We start from the raw sequence: 16,030 nt of genomic DNA, 5'->3' as shown, positions 1-16,030 counted from the left end.
ACGTAGGAACCTTACAATTGACACTCCCTGCTTCAAGATTTCATAGTCTTGAAGCAGGGAGTGTGTTTTACACAAACTCATATATCTGCTTTTCCCCCCAATTCCCTAATAACTTTTTGAGTTTTAAGTCCCGAATTGCACAATTCAGAGCAAAAAACCTTTTTTTTGCCTTCCTCTAGGTCTTAGAGGATTTTTATTTCAACAAAAAACAAACACAGTGAGCAGCGAAAAACGCACCAAAATACTGGACATACTCCAATCGGGAGAGGTTGGAACCAGTGCGCTTGTAAAAGGATGGGTAAGAACCAAAAGGCAAAACAAGAATGTAGCATTCATTGCCTTGAATGACGGCTCCACCATCAATAATCTACAGCTGGTCGCGGATCCTAACCTGATCGATGAGGCGCTCCTCAAAGCCTCCACTACAGGGGCCTGTCTCGCTGCTACGGGCGAACTCGTCGCGTCTCAGGGCTCAGGACAGAGCGTAGAACTCATCGTCAAAACGCTCGAAGTACTCGGTGAGGCAGATCCAGAAAAATACCCCCTACAGCCCAAGAAGCACTCGATGGAGTTTCTCCGTGAGATCGCCTATCTACGTCCCCGTACCAATACTTTCGGAGCGATATTCCGCATTCGTCACGCGATGATTTTTGCAGTACACAACTTCTTTAACCAGAAAGGTTTTGTCAACGTGCACACGCCGATCATCACCGCATCGGATGCTGAGGGAGCTGGAGAGACATTCAAAGTCACTACCCTTGATCTCAACAATGTACCGAAGACCGAAGAAGGTGCTGTGGATCACAGCCAGGACTTCTTCGAGAAAGAAACGAACTTGACCGTATCTGGTCAGTTGGAGGGTGAACTTGCTGCGATGGCATTGGGACAGATCTATACTTTCGGACCAACTTTCCGAGCAGAGAACTCAAACACCACGCGACACCTAGCGGAGTTTTGGATGATCGAACCAGAGATGGCCTTTGCTGATCTGGATGACGATGCTGATCTCGCAGAGGAAATGCTGCAGTATCTCGTTGGTTATGCTTTGGAGCACTGTGCGGACGACTTGCAGTTTTTGCACGACCGTGAAGTCGAAGAGAACAAAAACAAAAAAGAAACGGAGCGTCCAGAGTTGTACCTCTTGGACAGATTAAAGTTCGTGGTAGAGAATGATTTCGAAAGAGTCACCTACACCGAAGCGATTCAGGTACTACGCAACTCTAAGCCCAACAAAAAGAAGAAATTCAAGTACCTGATCGATGAATGGGGAGCTGATCTACAGTCAGAACACGAGCGCTACTTGGTCGAGAAGCACTACAAAAAGCCGGTCATCCTCACAGACTATCCGAAGGACATTAAGGCCTTCTACATGCGCCAAAACGATGACGGCAAGACCGTCGCAGCAATGGACATCCTCTTCCCAGGCATCGGGGAGATCGTGGGCGGTTCGCAGCGAGAAGAACGCCTCGACAAACTCGAGCAACGCATGGACGAGATGGGCGTGCCCAAAGAAGAACTCTGGTGGTATCTCGATACCCGCAGATTCGGTTCAGCACCTCACAGTGGGTTTGGCCTTGGCTTTGAGCGGATGATCCTCTTCGTGACAGGCATGACCAACATCAGAGACGTCATCCCGTTCCCAAGGACTCCAGGCAACGCTGAGTTTTAGACTAAAAGGACATTTTCATAAGAGTCCCCATCGGTTCAGTGACTGGTGGGGACTTTTTTGTGTACAAGAAAATGAGTGACTTAATGCTGATACTCTATTAGATAGCGAGAAAGAATACCAGCGTCCCGCACGCTACTTATCCTGCCCAAAAACAAGAACCTACTCTCCTAGATACTGACTACCTTTGTTCCACAACAAAACCCCAAATACCATGTGTTTTCTATTCGATAGTTTCGAAGGATGGAAGACCTATAGCCAAACTCATAATCAGCAGCTACACGAGGTAGTACTAGACTATGAGAAAGAGCAAAAAGGCGCTTCCGAATCTGACATCTGGGCAGGCCTAGCCCGTGCCTACCAAGTCATGAAAGATGCCGTGCATACCGGCAAAACAGAAGAAATGAAATCCCGATCAGGCATGATCGACAATGGTGCCAAAAAGGTGGCCAACTCCGACATCACTGTCCTATCCCCCGAATTCAAATTGTTAATCTCTAGCGCCCTAGGTGCCAAAGAGGTCAACTCCTGCATGGGGCGAGTAGTCGCAGCACCTACAGCAGGTGCATCAGGAATCTTGCCAGGCGTATTCACCACACTACAGTCCATCCATCAACTAGAGGATCAGACGATCTACGAAGCACTATTGATCGGAGCAGGAGTCGCTTTGATCTTGGAACAAAAAGCCTCTCTAGCCGGAGCAGTCGGAGGGTGTCAAGCCGAAACAGGCAGTGCAGCGGCGATGGCTTCTGCAGGGATCGTGTATTGCCTCGGAGGATCAGTCGATCAAATATTCAATGCCGCAGGCATCACCATCCAATGCATGCTCGGACTGGTCTGCGATCCCGTCGCGGGTCTCGTAGAAGTCCCCTGTGTCGTGCGCAACGCCAGCGCGGCAGCTATCGCCAACTCCTCCGCACAAATCGCACTCTCGCACGTCAGCAGCGTGATACCTGTCGACGAATGTGCCGAAGCGATGGGAGAGGTAGGCCAAAGCATGGAGTCTCGCTACAAGGAAACGGCACAAGGGGGACTCGCCGCAACCAAGACGGGTCAGGCGCTAGCCAAAAAGATTTTGATCCAGGATATAGAAATTATGAACGACAGTGAAGAGGGGAACTAAAAAGTCCCCTTGAACTGATTGAGGAATCGCACGTCATTCTCAGAGAAGAGACGCAGGTCGTTGATTTGGTACTTGAGCATCGTGATGCGCTCAATTCCCATTCCGAATGCGAACCCTGTGTATTCTTCAGGATCGATTCCACAGTTTTTGAGGACGTTCGGATCGACCATCCCACAACCGCCGATTTCCACCCAGTTGGTGTATTTGCAGACGTTGCAGCCCTTGCCATTACAAATAAAACAGCTGATGTCTATCTCCGCACTCGGCTCGGTGAAAGGAAAATAAGACGGACGGAAACGAATCTTCGTGTTCTCACCAAAAAGCTGCTTCACAAAGTGGTACACCGTCTCCTTGAGGTCTTTGAACCCGACGTTTTTGTTGACATATAGACCTTCTACCTGATGAAAGAAACAGTGTGCTCTGGCAGAGATCGCTTCATTTCTAAACACACGCCCTGGCATGATCGATCGGAAAGGAGGCTTTTGTCCTTCCATCAATCGAATCTGCACATTGGAAGTGTGCGTACGGAGAACCTTGTCTGGATCTTTTTCGATAAAAAAAGTATCCTGCATCTCACGTGCTGGATGATTTTCTGGAAAATTCAACGCAGTGAAATTGTAAAAATCTTCCTCGATCTCGGGTCCATTGGCCACATTGAACCCCATACGCTCGAAGATCTCTATGATCTTGTTGGTGGTGATCGTCAGTGGATGGATCGAACCCGTCTCGTTGGGCACATTGGGTAGGGTCATGTCCAAGCCAATATCCGCTGTGCTGCCTGACTGATCCGACAGCCCGTCTGCGAGCGCCTGAAACTTCTCTTGAGCAAGATCCTTGAGTTCGTTGAGTGCCTGACCAAAAGCCTTCTTTTGTTCGTTAGGAACATTTCTGAAATCATTGAACAGCTCAGTGACGACACTTTTCTTGCTGATAAATTTCATTCTGAATTGCTCCAGTTCCTCTGCAGCTTTCGCTTCAGCAGATTGGATCATGGCTTTGTACTCTTCTACTTTCTCAAACATATCTCTTGGACTTGAAGATGCGAATTTACCACGGGCTAAATTAAAATGGAACTTTTGAGTCGGAAATGGAGAGGCCCTAACTAAACGAGTTTTTTAAACCTGTTTTGATGGATCTATACATTCTAAAAACTAAATATTATAGTTTATACTAATTATTATAGTATTTTTGTTTCCTCAATTTACTTTTATGGCACACGAAAAATCAATTGTCCACATGGACTTAGATACGTTTTTTGTCTCTTGTGAGCGCTTGCATGACAAGCGCCTGCACAACAAACCCGTACTCATTGGAGGTACTTCGGATCGGGGAGTGGTGGCGTCATGTAGCTACGAGGCACGTACTTTTGGCGTACACTCTGCCATGCCCATGAAACTAGCCCGACAACTCTGCCCTGAATCCATCATCATCAAAGGCAATGCCGCTACCTACAGTCAAAAGTCCAAAGAGGTCACCGAGATCATCCGAGAGTCCGTCCCGCTCTTTGAGAAATCCTCGATCGATGAGTTCTATATGGACCTGACAGGTATGGATCGCTTCTTTGGCTGCATGCAAATCGCCCGCGAACTGCGCCAACGCATCATCAAGGAAACCAAACTCCCGATCTCTTTTGGTCTATCCGAAAATAAAACCGTCTCCAAAATCGCTACTGGTGAAGCCAAACCTAACAACCAAATGCAGATCAATTATGGTCAGGAGAAGCATTTTCTAGCTCCTCTATCGGTCAAGAAGATCCCTATGGTGGGCGAAAAAACCTACCACACACTACAGCAACTAGGCATCCGTTACATCAGTCATTTACAACAGATGCCTCTCGACTTGGTAGAAAGTGCCTTCGGCCGGCATGGCACCAAGATGTGGCAAAAAGCACAAGGCATAGACCCTTCTCCAGTCGTCCCCTACCAAGAGCGAAAATCTATCTCCACCGAGCGGACGTTCGACAAAGACACCACCGATATCTCCAAACTCAAAAGTATCATGCTCGCCATGGCAGAAAACCTCGCCTTTCAACTCAGAAGAGGGCAGAAGCTCACCTCTTGTGTCACGGTCAAGATTCGCTATTCTGACTTCAATACTCACTCGCTACAGTCCAAAATCTCCTTCACTTCGGCAGATCATATATTGATCCCCAAAATCATGGAGCTCTTTGACCGACTCTACAACAAACGACTACTCATTCGGCTCATAGGTGTACGATTTAGTCAACTGGCCGAGGGCAATTACCAAATCCACCTCTTCGAAGATACCGAAGAGATGATCCGTCTCTACCAAGCACTCGACACCATTCGTGACAAACACGGCGACCGAAAAATCCTACGTGCAGCAGGCATAGAGGCCAAAACCATCAGCCGCTTCAATCCCTTCTCTGGTGAACCGCCACCTCTGTTGCCCAACCGACGCAGCTGATTTTCCCTTTAGACTCATTCACGATGTTTCTCAATACACACTCCTTTTTCAGTTTTCGCTATGGCGTCATGCACCCAAAGGCCCTCCTACAAGAAGCCCAGCGACTCGGGTTGACAAGCCTCGCCCTGACAGACATCAACAACACCTCCGGATGCATGAACTTTCTGCGACTAGCGCCTGACTATGGTATTCGTCCACTGATCGGCGTGGACTTCAGGGATGGTATCCAACAGCAATTTGTCGCTATAGCACAAAACAACGAAGGCTTCCGTGAAATAAACAACTACCTCTCACCGCTCCTCCATGCCAAAACAAAGGTGCCCGCTGTTGCCCCAGCCTTCCAACACGTATTTGTCATCTACCCTTTCTCTTCCCAGAGGGCTTATTCCTTACGGGAAAATGAATACATAGGCGTCAATCCTCGAGATGTTTTGAAAATCCCATTTTCAAAATCCAAAGACCAAATCCATAATATGGTCGTGATGCAAAGCGGATCCTTTCGTCATCAACTCGACTTCAACATCCACCGGCTACTCCGAGCTATCGACAACAACACACTACTAAGCAAACTACCCAAGAGCGAACAAGCGTCCGTAGACGACCAACTACTCTCCGAAGAACAACTCACCGCATGTTTCAAGGACTACCCACAACTGATCCAAAACACCCAGAACATCCTCGACAGCTGCTCCGTCAATTTCGAGTTCGGTACCGAGCATCCCCACAAAAACATCCAGTCCTACAACTCCTCTCCTTCAGAAGACATCCAGCATCTCCGCAGGCTTTGCCTCCAAGGCATGCCTTACAGGTTTGCTCAACCCAGCATCAAGATCTACCGAAGGCTAGCACTAGAACTAGACATCATCCAAAAAAAAGGTTTTGTCTCCTACTTCCTTGTCAACTGGGACATACTCAAATATGCACGCAGCAAGGGCTACTTCTATGTCGGTCGTGGGAGTGGTGCCAATAGTGTCGTGGCATATTTGCTACGCATCACCGACGTAGATCCCATCGAGTTGGATCTATACTTTGAGCGCTTCATCAATCTCTACCGTACCAATCCCCCCGATTTTGATATTGATTTTTCTTGGCGAGATCGAGAAGACGTGATCCGCTACATTTTCGAACGTTTTGGGGCAGAAAGAGTCTGTCTGATCGCCACATACAGCACCTTCAAATTCAAAGCCATCGTTCGTGAGCTTGGCAAAGTCTTCGGCCTACCCCCCCACGAAATCGACAAGATCAGCGACAGTCCAACCCAACCTTCCGACCATATCACCCAACTGATACTCAAGTACGCCACCCATATGGATGAGATCCCCAGTCACTTGAGTGTCCATGCAGGAGGGATCATCATCTCCGAAAAACCCATACACAGCTACACTGCCACCAGCTTGCCTCCCAAAGGCTTCCCTATCACGCACTTTGACATGGTGGTAGCAGAAGACATCGGTCTCTACAAGTTTGACATCCTCAGCCAAAGGGGGCTGGAAAAAATCAAAGATGCGATTGCCATCGTCCGAGTCAATCGCCCCAATGCCCCAACCATAGATATCCACGACACCAAACGATTTTTTGAAGACGAGAAAATCAAACACCTTTTACGCAACGGACAAGCCATTGGCTGTTTCTATGTCGAATCTCCTGCCATGCGAATGCTCCTCAAAAAGCTCAAAGCAGACACCTACCTAGGTCTCGTAGCAGCAAGTTCCGTCATTCGTCCTGGAGTCGCCAAATCAGGCATGATGCGTGAATACATCCTACGGTTTCGTATGCCCGAAAAACGAAGCGAAGCACACCCCATACTCGCCCAACTCATGCCGGAGACCTTTGGAGTCATGGTATATCAAGAGGACGTCATCAAAGTCGCTCACTACTTTGCAGGGCTCGATCTCGGTGAAGCAGACATCCTCCGTCGCGGCATGTCTGGCAAGTTTCGGTCAAGAACAGAATTTCATCAGGTCAAGCAGAAGTTCTTTCACAACTGCATCCAAATGGGTCGTGGAGAAAAGCTCACCCATGAAGTCTGGAAGCAAATTGAAAGTTTCGCTGGCTATGCATTCGCCAAAGGCCACTCAGCCTCCTACGCCACCGAGAGTTACCAAAGTCTATACCTCAAGGCACACTACCCACTCGAATACATGGTAGCCGTCATCAACAACGGGGGAGGTTTTTACAGCCGTGAAACCTACATCCACGAAGCACGACAACAAGGTGCCATCATCCAGCCTCCCTGTATCAATACTTCCCATCAACACACACACATCATCGGAGACACGATATACCTCGGCTTCCATGTCATCCAACAACTCAGTTTGGAAAATGCAGCGCGAATCATCTCCCACCGCACAGCTTTGACAGCCTTTGACAGTCTGGAACAGTTTCTAGAAACCGTCCCCATAGGTATAGAGCACACCAAAACCCTAATTCGTATCGGCGCATTCCGTAGCATCGAGCCCAACAAAAAAAAGCTCCTTTGGAAGTTTCTCTTCCTCACCAACCAGCATAAAAAACCCAACCAGTTGTACCCTATGTTTCCTCCCCAAAACAAAAAAGTACAATTGCCTGCACTCTTCTACGACAAGCGAGAAGACATCTACGATGAATTAGAAATCTTACACTTTTCACTAGAAAGTCCATTTGATTTGGTCAGTCAACGACCTATTGACCCCATCATCTACGCACATGAAATAGCACAGTACAAAGGAAAAATCATCACCATGTTGGGCTACTTGGTCACAGCCAAACGCACCACCACCAAATCTGGTACACGCATGTACTTCGGAACATTCCTTGACGAAAAAGGACAGTTCATCGATACGGTTCATTTCCCGCCAGTAGCCAAGCAATACACCTTCAGGGGTCAAGGTATTTATGAATTGACAGGGAAAGTAGTAGAAGAATTCGATTTCCTCACACTAGAAATCATCACCATGACCCGCAGCAGCTACGCCAACATGGAAGACGTGATGAAAGATGAGTTGCTAAATAACCGCTAATAGACGTTTTCTGTCTCGAAAATGATAGAATAAATCGTCAAGAAGATAATCTTGATATCAAACCAAAGACTCCAGTTCTTGACATAAAACCGATCGAGTTTTACACGTCCATACATTTCACTAAAGCGCGCCGTTTCTCCACGATAACCCTTCGCTTGTGCGAGTCCAGTCACACCTGGTTTCACTGCATGACGCTGGATAAAACGATCAATTTTTGGGGAGAACTCATTGTTCAGTTTGATCGGATGAGGTCGTGGACCTACTACAGACATGTTGCCCAAAAAGACATTGATGAATTGTGGCAATTCATCCAAACTGGTTTTTCTGAGAATCGCTCCAATCTTAGTGATACGTGCGTCATTCTTCGTCGCTTGTTTAGAATCCGCTTCATTGTTGACGACCATCGTCCTAAACTTCCAACATGGAAAATACTTATTGCCACGCCCATGTCTATTCTGAATAAAAAAAACAGGGCCTGGAGATTCTAACTTGATCAACAAACCTATCATAGGCACTAACCAAGAAAGAATAAAAATCATCACCAAAGAAGAAAATACAATATCAAAAACCCGCTTAAGTACCCTATTATACATCCTGTCAAGCGGTATGTTACCTACATCCAAAACAGGAATGTTTCCGTACCGCTGAATCTGAAGATTCTTATTAGAGACTTTGCTAAAGTCTGAAAGCAATTTGATCTTAATCAAATTGTTCTCTGCAAAATCCACCAATCGCTTGACATCATCATCATACAATTTAGGCAGACAGCAAAAAATAACATCAATGCCCTTCTCCTTCGAAAAGGCCTCTACCTCCTCCACAGATCCAGCAACAGAAGGGTGATCCGACTTATGGTCAAAAAAGCCCTTGAAAACATAACCCATTTCTGGATTCTGGAGAAAATGTCGTTTCAAACTTCTCCCAATAGGACCATACCCTACAATGGCTACATTCCTCAAGTTGTACCCCTTGGTACGGTAAAACCGAAGAATGTTTATAAACCCTACTCTCCACCCAATAACAAAGACGGAGAAAATAAGGTAAGTATAGAAAAGATGCTCTCGGGAATAAAAATAAGCTCGCGTAGAAGCCCACATGGCAAAAACCACAGCCAGATTGATCGTAAGACCTAGCAGTATCTGAGAGATATAATCAACGATACTTTTTTCACGTTCAACCTTCTCCAGCTTAGTCACAAAGAATATGACAACCCACGCTACATTAAGAAAAGCAAATAAAAACGGGTAACGGTCTCCCTGAAACCAAAAAGTATCGAACCGAATATAGTTAGCCACAACAAACCCGATATTCAAAAATAACAGGTCTATCAATAAGAATATGGCAGGAAAATACTTAGAGAACCTTTTCTTTTGCATGTGTTAAAAAGCTAGGTAGAATGCGAAGATAGGGAAATCTTTCTTCATACATCATTAACCAATGAAATAATGGACGTTGAGAATGAATCAACAGAGAAATTAGCTGCATTCAGAATTAATTCTTCTTGATCAAAGAAATTTTCACTGTTAGTAAATTCTATAACTGCTTGAGTCAGGCTCTTAACATTTTGCTCATCAAAAAAAACAGCAGTTGCATTCCCATTTATTTTTTGCTGATTCAACGGAATCATAGTTTCAGTAACTCCACCTCTTCCATATGCTATCACTGGAGTGCCAGAGGCATTTGCCTCTAATGGAGTAATACCAAAATCCTCTTCCTGCGGAAAAATAAGTGCCTTTGACCTTGCATACTCTTCCAGCAATTCCTCCTTCGTAAGATTATGCTTAAAAATAATGTTCTTATTCGCTCTTATAATAAGTTCATTTTTTAACGTCCCATTGCCAATAATTACCAAAGGAAGATTCAAGTTATTAAATGCATCTATCACTAAGTCTACCCTTTTATAATACTCAAAACGACTAACCACCAAGTAGTGGTCTCTTTTCTCACTTTTTTCAACAGGCCTAAAATTATCTAAATTGACAGGAGGGTTTACTATAGGAGCTCCAGTCAACCCATATACTTCTTCAACCCGTTTTTGAACTACTTTAGAATTGACTATTGTCAAATCACTCTTCCTAGAATATTTATAGTCGATTGATCTCAACCTAGAAATCACAACAGTGTATAATAACCTTTTTAGAAAAAACGCTTCTTCTACTTCTGGATAAGATTCTGGATACCAAACCAACCTAAAAGGGTTATGACAATAGTTAATAATCTTGGTATCCTTCTCAATACTGGCATATTTAGAAGCATATGTTGAAGACAAAATAACCTTATCATAGCCTCTAATTTTCAACAAACGCATTGCCCAAAAACCAAATGGATAAAAAAGCAATTTCATCCATTTCTCCGTTTTCACGAATTTCTGAAAAATGGACGTACGGATGTCTGCATTCTTAAATTCTGGATAAGTCAATTCTGGCTGATAACATAGCGTATATATGGGAGCGTCTGGAAAAGTCTTATGTAGAGCTAATGCCACCTGCTCAGCACCTCCTCTTCGCATTAGATCATCATGAACAATAGCTATTTTCATATAAGGCTTTTCATTATTTTATTCATCAAGATAGCAGAAGATTGCCAACTGTAATTATTGATTCTTTCTCTACCCTTTTCTGTGAGGCTCGTTCGTATTTCTCTGTTACTCAAACAGAGTTCCATTTTATCCAATAAATCCTTCTCATCATATGGGTTAAAATATGCAGAAGCTTCCGAGCATACCTCACGCAAACTACCAATGTCAGAGACTAAAGTTGGGCAACCAAAAGACATCGCTTCTAAAGGAGGAATCCCAAATCCCTCATATAACGAGGGGTAAATAAATAATTTTGCTGATTTATATAGATTAGCCAACTCATTATCAGTTAAATAACCAGTTAGCTCAATTCTTGGATCAGACGTGATATAAGCCCTTACATTATTATCTTTGAACACTTTATTAGGACTTCCCACTATTTTTAATTTGATGTTGTCATATTTAAATTTCCCAAAGGCGTAGATCAACCTATTAAAGTTTTTCCTAGGATCCAAAGAACCCACAGTTAAAAAATAATTATCTGAAACAACCTTTTTATCATCAGATGATTGGGAACAAAATTCAAATGAAACCGCATTCGGAACAACAAATATTTTATCACTTTTTACTTTAAGGTATTTAACTATCTCTTTCCTTGAGAACTCACTTACCGTACCTATTTTTTTAGATGTTTTTGAAATTAGAGGAATCATAATCTTGTAGCTCATTACAAACTTCCAACTAAACCATTTGGGATTTGCAAATGCTGCTAAGTCATGAATTATTGCTATTTTATTTTTATAAAAAACAGGTGCAACATTGCAAAAATTTAGCAGTAGAGGAGATTTATTCTTTTTTAAAAAAACAGGTAAATCTATTTGTTCCCACAGATAGCCAGTATTTATTCCAATCACTTTACATTGAAATAAACTAAATATCTCTTTATGTATTACACCCCTTGGACATACAAATTTTATATCATTATCGATTTGTACTAATTCTTTACATATCTCTATTGCAAATCGCTGTACGCCTGTTATTTGCTGAGTTAAAAATCGTGCATTAACTACAATCATAATTTATTACAATAGGTCTTATTAACTGTATCAATATTTAGAAGTTCAGATGGTATTTAAAAAGCAAATTACACAAATATTACACTACCTACGATTTTTATTAAAAAATGTGATTGTATGGCTTCACCTAGCTTTTTACAAAAGCTGAATCGTATTAACCACCTAAAATTATTGGCTTTGACGTAACTACAGTACTCAATGGTGGAACACTTTTTGTGATAACAGTATTTGCGCCAATAATTGACTCATAACCTATTGATATTGGACCTAGTAGCTTAGCTCCTGCACCTAAAACTACACCTCTACCGATAGTTGGAAACCCGTCATTATCTGGTATTGGTTCGCCAAATTTTCTCCTTCCCAATGTAACTTGATGAAAAATAATAACATTCTCTTCAATTGTTGCTCCCTTGCCAATGACGATACCGTCACCATGCATTATTACTACTCCTGCATCAATATAGCATTTATAGTCAATATCAATGCTGTATAAAATTTGAATAACCCTAGTAAAAAAAGCAGGAAATATAAGTACTCTAGCTTTCCATAATCTGTTGGCTATTCTGTAACTAATAAGACTATGAAATCCTCGATTAAAAAGAATGACCATAATAACGCTTATGCCTGTATAGGCATTTATTGCTATAAGGTCTTTCTTGATACTAGTATATAAAGTCATCTTTTTAATTAAATTCACTGTTCTTTAATCCCACAAATATAATTACCGAACACTAATTAGGCGATATTCTACATGAAAGTGTGTTTTTTCCTTTTATTAATTGTACTTTTTTTTTAAAATACACCTTTTGAAAATTATAGTGGGATAATATCATCCCAAAAAGTAAGGTGAATGGGAGCATTTGTGAAGGCGTCATTATTCGGTGTTCTGTATATGACGAATAAATAATCATCCAGAAAGCTAAGAGCATCGAGGCTCTTAGCTCCGGATTTAACTTTTTACTCTTTAAAAATTTACGCGTATAGTATAAGAATCCTAAAAAAAAGAAAAATCCAATAAAACCTGTCTCTGCTAGTATGTTAAGGTATGAGTTATGCGCATGAGAATCTGAATGTTTTATTGTCTGGTTAGTCTTGGTGGTTAACAAATATGGAACCACTTCCTTGTACTCGTAAGGTTTATCATCATAACTTGCAAAACCTATTCCTAGAAAAGGGGAATGAATAAAGTTATCAACTGCCCTAGGCCAGAGATAAAATATTCTCAGAATAAAATTCCCCCCCCTACTTACGCCTAAATCAATAGAAGAAACCTCTTTACCCTCCTTTTGCCCTGTCGGATCTATGGACTTCCAAACATTAAATGAGTATACAAGAAGGATAACCATGAAAATAATTGAAGCCATCAAAATTAGCTTATCAAATTTCTGATTGTAAAGGTAACTCCCCACACCTAAAACTACTCCTACAATTGAACCACGGGATTTGGTAAGCCACAAAAAAACAAACAATAGTATTGAGGTTATTAAAAAAGACTTTTCACGTTTATTTAAGTATTGGCCTAAGCTCAGCATAAAAACAACCCCGATAAAGCCACCTGCTGCATTGTGAGCAACAAAGAAAAAGTGATAATCGCCAGCAGAATCCGCACCGAGAACTATGCCAGCCACAAAACACATCACTACAGTGATATAAATTAATAATCTCAAATAAATACTTACATTAAAGTTGATTGGAAATAAACCCAAAATTATTACTGGCATATAACTAATTAGAAAATTCCCGTCCCTTCTATAAAAGTCAAATTGCATAAAAGCCCATGGATCATAAAACAATGCAGAAAGAACAACGATAAGAGCATAAACCAGAAGAAATACAAACACTTTACTTTGCCTATATTTAAACAAATTATATTGAAGAATAAGCAAGAAAGGTGTGAGAAGCAAGAAAGAAACACTCAGATAAATAAAATTAGTAAAAGTGAATAGTAGTGAGCATACAAAAACAAATATCACTAGCCTCTTTAATTGAAGTACTGGTTTCATCTTTAGTTTATTAAAAAAACATTATTATTTCCTTTTGTCAAAGACGTCTCTGTAAAATAATCTCAATCGCTCTATGAAATCCTTAATATACACAGCCTTAGAAAAAGATCTTCTGGAAGTCGAGTTTTTCAAAAGGATATCAAGAAGCACATGAGATTTAATATCGAAAATAGCCAAACTATAAATTATAGCATTAGAATATAGACCAAAAGCCTTTTCTACATTGTTATTGGCAAAAATTGACTCTAATGAAAACTTTGTTCTTATAATTTGGACACCATATTCAGAAGCTAGTTTTTCAACTTTTTTAATCTTGCAATCGCTACTTCGAGGATGAGGTTTGAAATATAATTCACCGTGCTTTTGATGTTTTTCTTTAAAAATTTCCTCATACAAATTTACTTCCTCATTTAAACTGACAATACTATCTTCACTTAAAGCTTGGCCAACAACAAGAGACACCTTTTTTCCCGCAAAAATTTCTGCCTTTTCATTTTTCAGAAACCTTATTATTAACTCACGATAATCCCTTAAATTAATACATTTTGCATTACTTTCATTAAGAATCGATTTATAGTACTCCGGGAATACCATACACAACTCATTAAAATTGGTAGGTCTTCGATACCAAATACCATATCCTAACAGTAGTCTTAACTTGTATGTCCACTTCTTGTCAATTCCTAATTTTGGCAAGTAATCTAATATGCCATCATCTAGTTTTACTCTTTTTACAGATCTAGAAAGGTGGAGATTTAAAAAATAGGCAAGTTCATTTTTTTCACTTGCCACAAGAAGGGTATCAACCATGGCAAGGTCAAGGTTTGAGAGTAGATGATGTATCTTAATTCTGCCTCTTCCGAATATAACATCAACAGGTCGGAAGTCCTTAAAGTCAAAGATTAGATCTGGGTGGAGCTGGTTTCCAAGCACTTCCAGTGAAGCATTTAAACTTGAATCATTTGTTTTCTCAAAAATTACATACGCATCATCTTCTTCTCTATTAGAAATACTTAGATATACCTTTAACACCAATGCTTGCCACGGACTACCTATTACTGCAAGAATCATATTCGATTTAGGTACTTAACCATAAAAAAATAACTCTGGAGCATAGAAACAGACTCTACCACAAACAAACTACACAATGTAAATTCATTGAATCGAATCTTAAATACCACAAACCCTGTTAAAAGCGCCATGACAAAACTGAAATTAGTAAAAGCAATTATGCGAATTACTTTTAACGGAGCAACTGCTTGCAATACTGAAAAATTAAAAAAAGCAAGCAGAATAGACGTTACAATACCCATTAAAAAAATCATTGAATGGGGGCTCTCTTTTGTAAATATACTTGTAATAGGTGTTAGCATATCGATCTCTAACATCAGTATTAACTTAAGTCCAACAACAAAAGAAACCCCTCCTATGAAAAAAACAAGTAGGTTGACAATCATGACTCGCTGAATATTTATGTTTTTCGATAATGAAACCACAAATGGGAAAAGAGACTGATTAATAATACCCTTTAACATATTTACTGAGTTGTATATTATTAAAGTGAGACCTATTTCGCTTAATGCACTAGCAGGTAAATAGAAACCTGAAATAATAAAGCCCAAGTTGCTATTAAGTCTATTTAACAAAGCACCAGAAGTTGAGTTGATTACGTCGTTCAATATATTTCGATTAATGGCTATTCTTTTTCTTACAGAAAACTCAATCCAAATTTCTTTACTAAAAATCCAACCAATAACGGCAACAAGACAAGCAGGGAGCACTCTAAGAAGCCAGATGACATATTCATTGTTAGCAATGAAAACAATCGATGTTAATATCCCAACGCTAGTGCCTAAAAAAAGTATAAAACTCCATTCCGAAATTTGCAACCTCGCTTTGAATATCCAATCTGAGGTAAAAAAATAGAATACAGCCCATATTAAAAGCTCAAAAGTAATTGGCAATTGTAAAATAAAAATCATTCCAATTGTCAAAAGCAGCCCGCCAAAACGATAAATGATGAGGTCGGATAAGTAGATATTATATGAACTAGAAATATGATATCTTGGCCCTAAGGTGACTGTGCCTGCATCAATAATGGTCTGAAAAACCGTAGAATATGAAATAAATGTAACTAGCTGTGCATAGCGAGTATCAGGCATTTCTGACTTATAATAAATCAATATAAGAACCATCATCAACCTTGTAGAACTGTCAA

12 protein-coding genes are annotated in these 16,030 nt (G+C 41.2%); 4 read left to right on the top strand and 8 right to left on the bottom strand.

Annotated elements, in window-relative coordinates; translation table 11 throughout:
* Positions 1 to 217: 217 nt before the first annotated feature.
* Both asnS and sdaAA read left to right on the top strand, forming a co-directional pair.
* A complete protein-coding gene (asnS, locus tag BFP72_RS17990; RefSeq protein ID WP_099600461.1) occupies positions 218 to 1,669 on the top strand; it encodes an asparagine--tRNA ligase in 1,452 nt (483 codons plus the stop codon).
* Positions 1,670 to 1,880: 211 nt separating this feature from the next.
* Complete coding sequence (gene sdaAA, locus BFP72_RS17985) at positions 1,881 to 2,789, top strand: L-serine ammonia-lyase, iron-sulfur-dependent, subunit alpha (RefSeq protein WP_099600460.1); 909 nt, start codon at positions 1,881 to 1,883, stop codon at positions 2,787 to 2,789.
* On the opposite strand, the gene pheS is transcribed toward sdaAA, so the two are convergent.
* Positions 2,786 to 3,811: a phenylalanine--tRNA ligase subunit alpha gene (gene pheS / locus BFP72_RS17980; protein ID WP_073121373.1), complete on the bottom strand. Its 1,026-nt coding sequence runs from the start codon at positions 3,809 to 3,811 to the stop codon at positions 2,786 to 2,788. The genes sdaAA and pheS overlap by 4 nt on opposite strands.
* 187 nt (positions 3,812 to 3,998) lie before the next feature.
* Between pheS and dinB the strand changes: the two genes are divergently transcribed.
* Together dinB and BFP72_RS17970 are read left to right on the top strand one after the other, a co-directional pair.
* Positions 3,999 to 5,216 (top strand): DNA polymerase IV, encoded by a 1,218-nt coding sequence (gene dinB, locus BFP72_RS17975; protein ID WP_099600459.1) that lies wholly within the window; start codon positions 3,999 to 4,001, stop codon positions 5,214 to 5,216.
* 23 nt (positions 5,217 to 5,239) lie between these two features.
* Positions 5,240 to 8,215 (top strand): DNA polymerase III subunit alpha, encoded by a 2,976-nt coding sequence (locus BFP72_RS17970; protein ID WP_099600458.1) that lies wholly within the window; start codon positions 5,240 to 5,242, stop codon positions 8,213 to 8,215.
* Here BFP72_RS17970 and BFP72_RS17965 read toward each other — a convergent pair.
* The 7 genes from BFP72_RS17965 to BFP72_RS17935 all read right to left on the bottom strand — a co-directional run bounded on the left by BFP72_RS17965 (position 8,212) and on the right by BFP72_RS17935 (position 15,974).
* Positions 8,212 to 9,591: an undecaprenyl-phosphate glucose phosphotransferase gene (locus BFP72_RS17965; protein WP_099600457.1), complete on the bottom strand. Its 1,380-nt coding sequence runs from the start codon at positions 9,589 to 9,591 to the stop codon at positions 8,212 to 8,214. The genes BFP72_RS17970 and BFP72_RS17965 overlap by 4 nt on opposite strands.
* A gap of 44 nt (positions 9,592 to 9,635) precedes the next feature.
* Positions 9,636 to 10,754 (bottom strand): glycosyltransferase, encoded by a 1,119-nt coding sequence (locus tag BFP72_RS17960; RefSeq protein WP_099600456.1) that lies wholly within the window; start codon positions 10,752 to 10,754, stop codon positions 9,636 to 9,638.
* Positions 10,751 to 11,809 (bottom strand): glycosyltransferase family 1 protein, encoded by a 1,059-nt coding sequence (locus BFP72_RS17955; protein ID WP_099600455.1) that lies wholly within the window; start codon positions 11,807 to 11,809, stop codon positions 10,751 to 10,753. Before BFP72_RS17955 ends, BFP72_RS17960 begins: the two co-directional genes overlap by 4 nt.
* 154 nt (positions 11,810 to 11,963) lie before the next feature.
* Positions 11,964 to 12,488: a serine O-acetyltransferase gene (locus tag BFP72_RS17950; RefSeq protein WP_099600454.1), complete on the bottom strand. Its 525-nt coding sequence runs from the start codon at positions 12,486 to 12,488 to the stop codon at positions 11,964 to 11,966.
* Positions 12,489 to 12,540: 52 nt separating this feature from the next.
* Positions 12,541 to 13,812 (bottom strand): O-antigen ligase, encoded by a 1,272-nt coding sequence (locus BFP72_RS17945; RefSeq protein WP_099600453.1) that lies wholly within the window; start codon positions 13,810 to 13,812, stop codon positions 12,541 to 12,543.
* Between the two features lie 24 nt (positions 13,813 to 13,836).
* Positions 13,837 to 14,883: a polysialyltransferase family glycosyltransferase gene (locus tag BFP72_RS17940; protein ID WP_099600452.1), complete on the bottom strand. Its 1,047-nt coding sequence runs from the start codon at positions 14,881 to 14,883 to the stop codon at positions 13,837 to 13,839.
* A complete protein-coding gene (locus BFP72_RS17935; RefSeq protein ID WP_143520124.1) occupies positions 14,880 to 15,974 on the bottom strand; it encodes a hypothetical protein in 1,095 nt (364 codons plus the stop codon). The genes BFP72_RS17940 and BFP72_RS17935 overlap by 4 nt, the downstream gene beginning before the upstream one ends.
* Positions 15,975 to 16,030: the final 56 nt, after the last annotated feature.

Origin of the sequence: Reichenbachiella sp. 5M10, from assembly GCF_002742335.1 — a bacterium.
Classification (GTDB): domain Bacteria; phylum Bacteroidota; class Bacteroidia; order Cytophagales; family Cyclobacteriaceae; genus Reichenbachiella.
This window is presented reverse-complemented; position numbering and strand designations above follow the sequence as displayed.

Excerpts from the sequence above, each read along its gene's own strand:
- BFP72_RS17955 (WP_099600455.1), bottom strand. The coding sequence starts at position 11,809 with ATGATTGTAGTTAATGCACGATTTTTAACTCAGCAAATAACAGGCGTA.
- BFP72_RS17935 (WP_143520124.1), bottom strand. The coding sequence starts at position 15,974 with ATGCCTGATACTCGCTATGCACAGCTAGTTACATTTATTTCATATTCT.
- sdaAA (WP_099600460.1), top strand. The coding sequence starts at position 1,881 with ATGTGTTTTCTATTCGATAGTTTCGAAGGATGGAAGACCTATAGCCAA.
- BFP72_RS17960 (WP_099600456.1), bottom strand. The coding sequence starts at position 10,754 with ATGAAAATAGCTATTGTTCATGATGATCTAATGCGAAGAGGAGGTGCT.
- BFP72_RS17945 (WP_099600453.1), bottom strand. The coding sequence starts at position 13,812 with ATGAAACCAGTACTTCAATTAAAGAGGCTAGTGATATTTGTTTTTGTA.
- BFP72_RS17965 (WP_099600457.1), bottom strand. The coding sequence starts at position 9,591 with ATGCAAAAGAAAAGGTTCTCTAAGTATTTTCCTGCCATATTCTTATTG.
- BFP72_RS17970 (WP_099600458.1), top strand. The coding sequence starts at position 5,240 with ATGTTTCTCAATACACACTCCTTTTTCAGTTTTCGCTATGGCGTCATG.
- dinB (WP_099600459.1), top strand. The coding sequence starts at position 3,999 with ATGGCACACGAAAAATCAATTGTCCACATGGACTTAGATACGTTTTTT.
- BFP72_RS17950 (WP_099600454.1), bottom strand. The coding sequence starts at position 12,488 with ATGACTTTATATACTAGTATCAAGAAAGACCTTATAGCAATAAATGCC.
- BFP72_RS17940 (WP_099600452.1), bottom strand. The coding sequence starts at position 14,883 with ATGATTCTTGCAGTAATAGGTAGTCCGTGGCAAGCATTGGTGTTAAAG.
- pheS (WP_073121373.1), bottom strand. The coding sequence starts at position 3,811 with ATGTTTGAGAAAGTAGAAGAGTACAAAGCCATGATCCAATCTGCTGAA.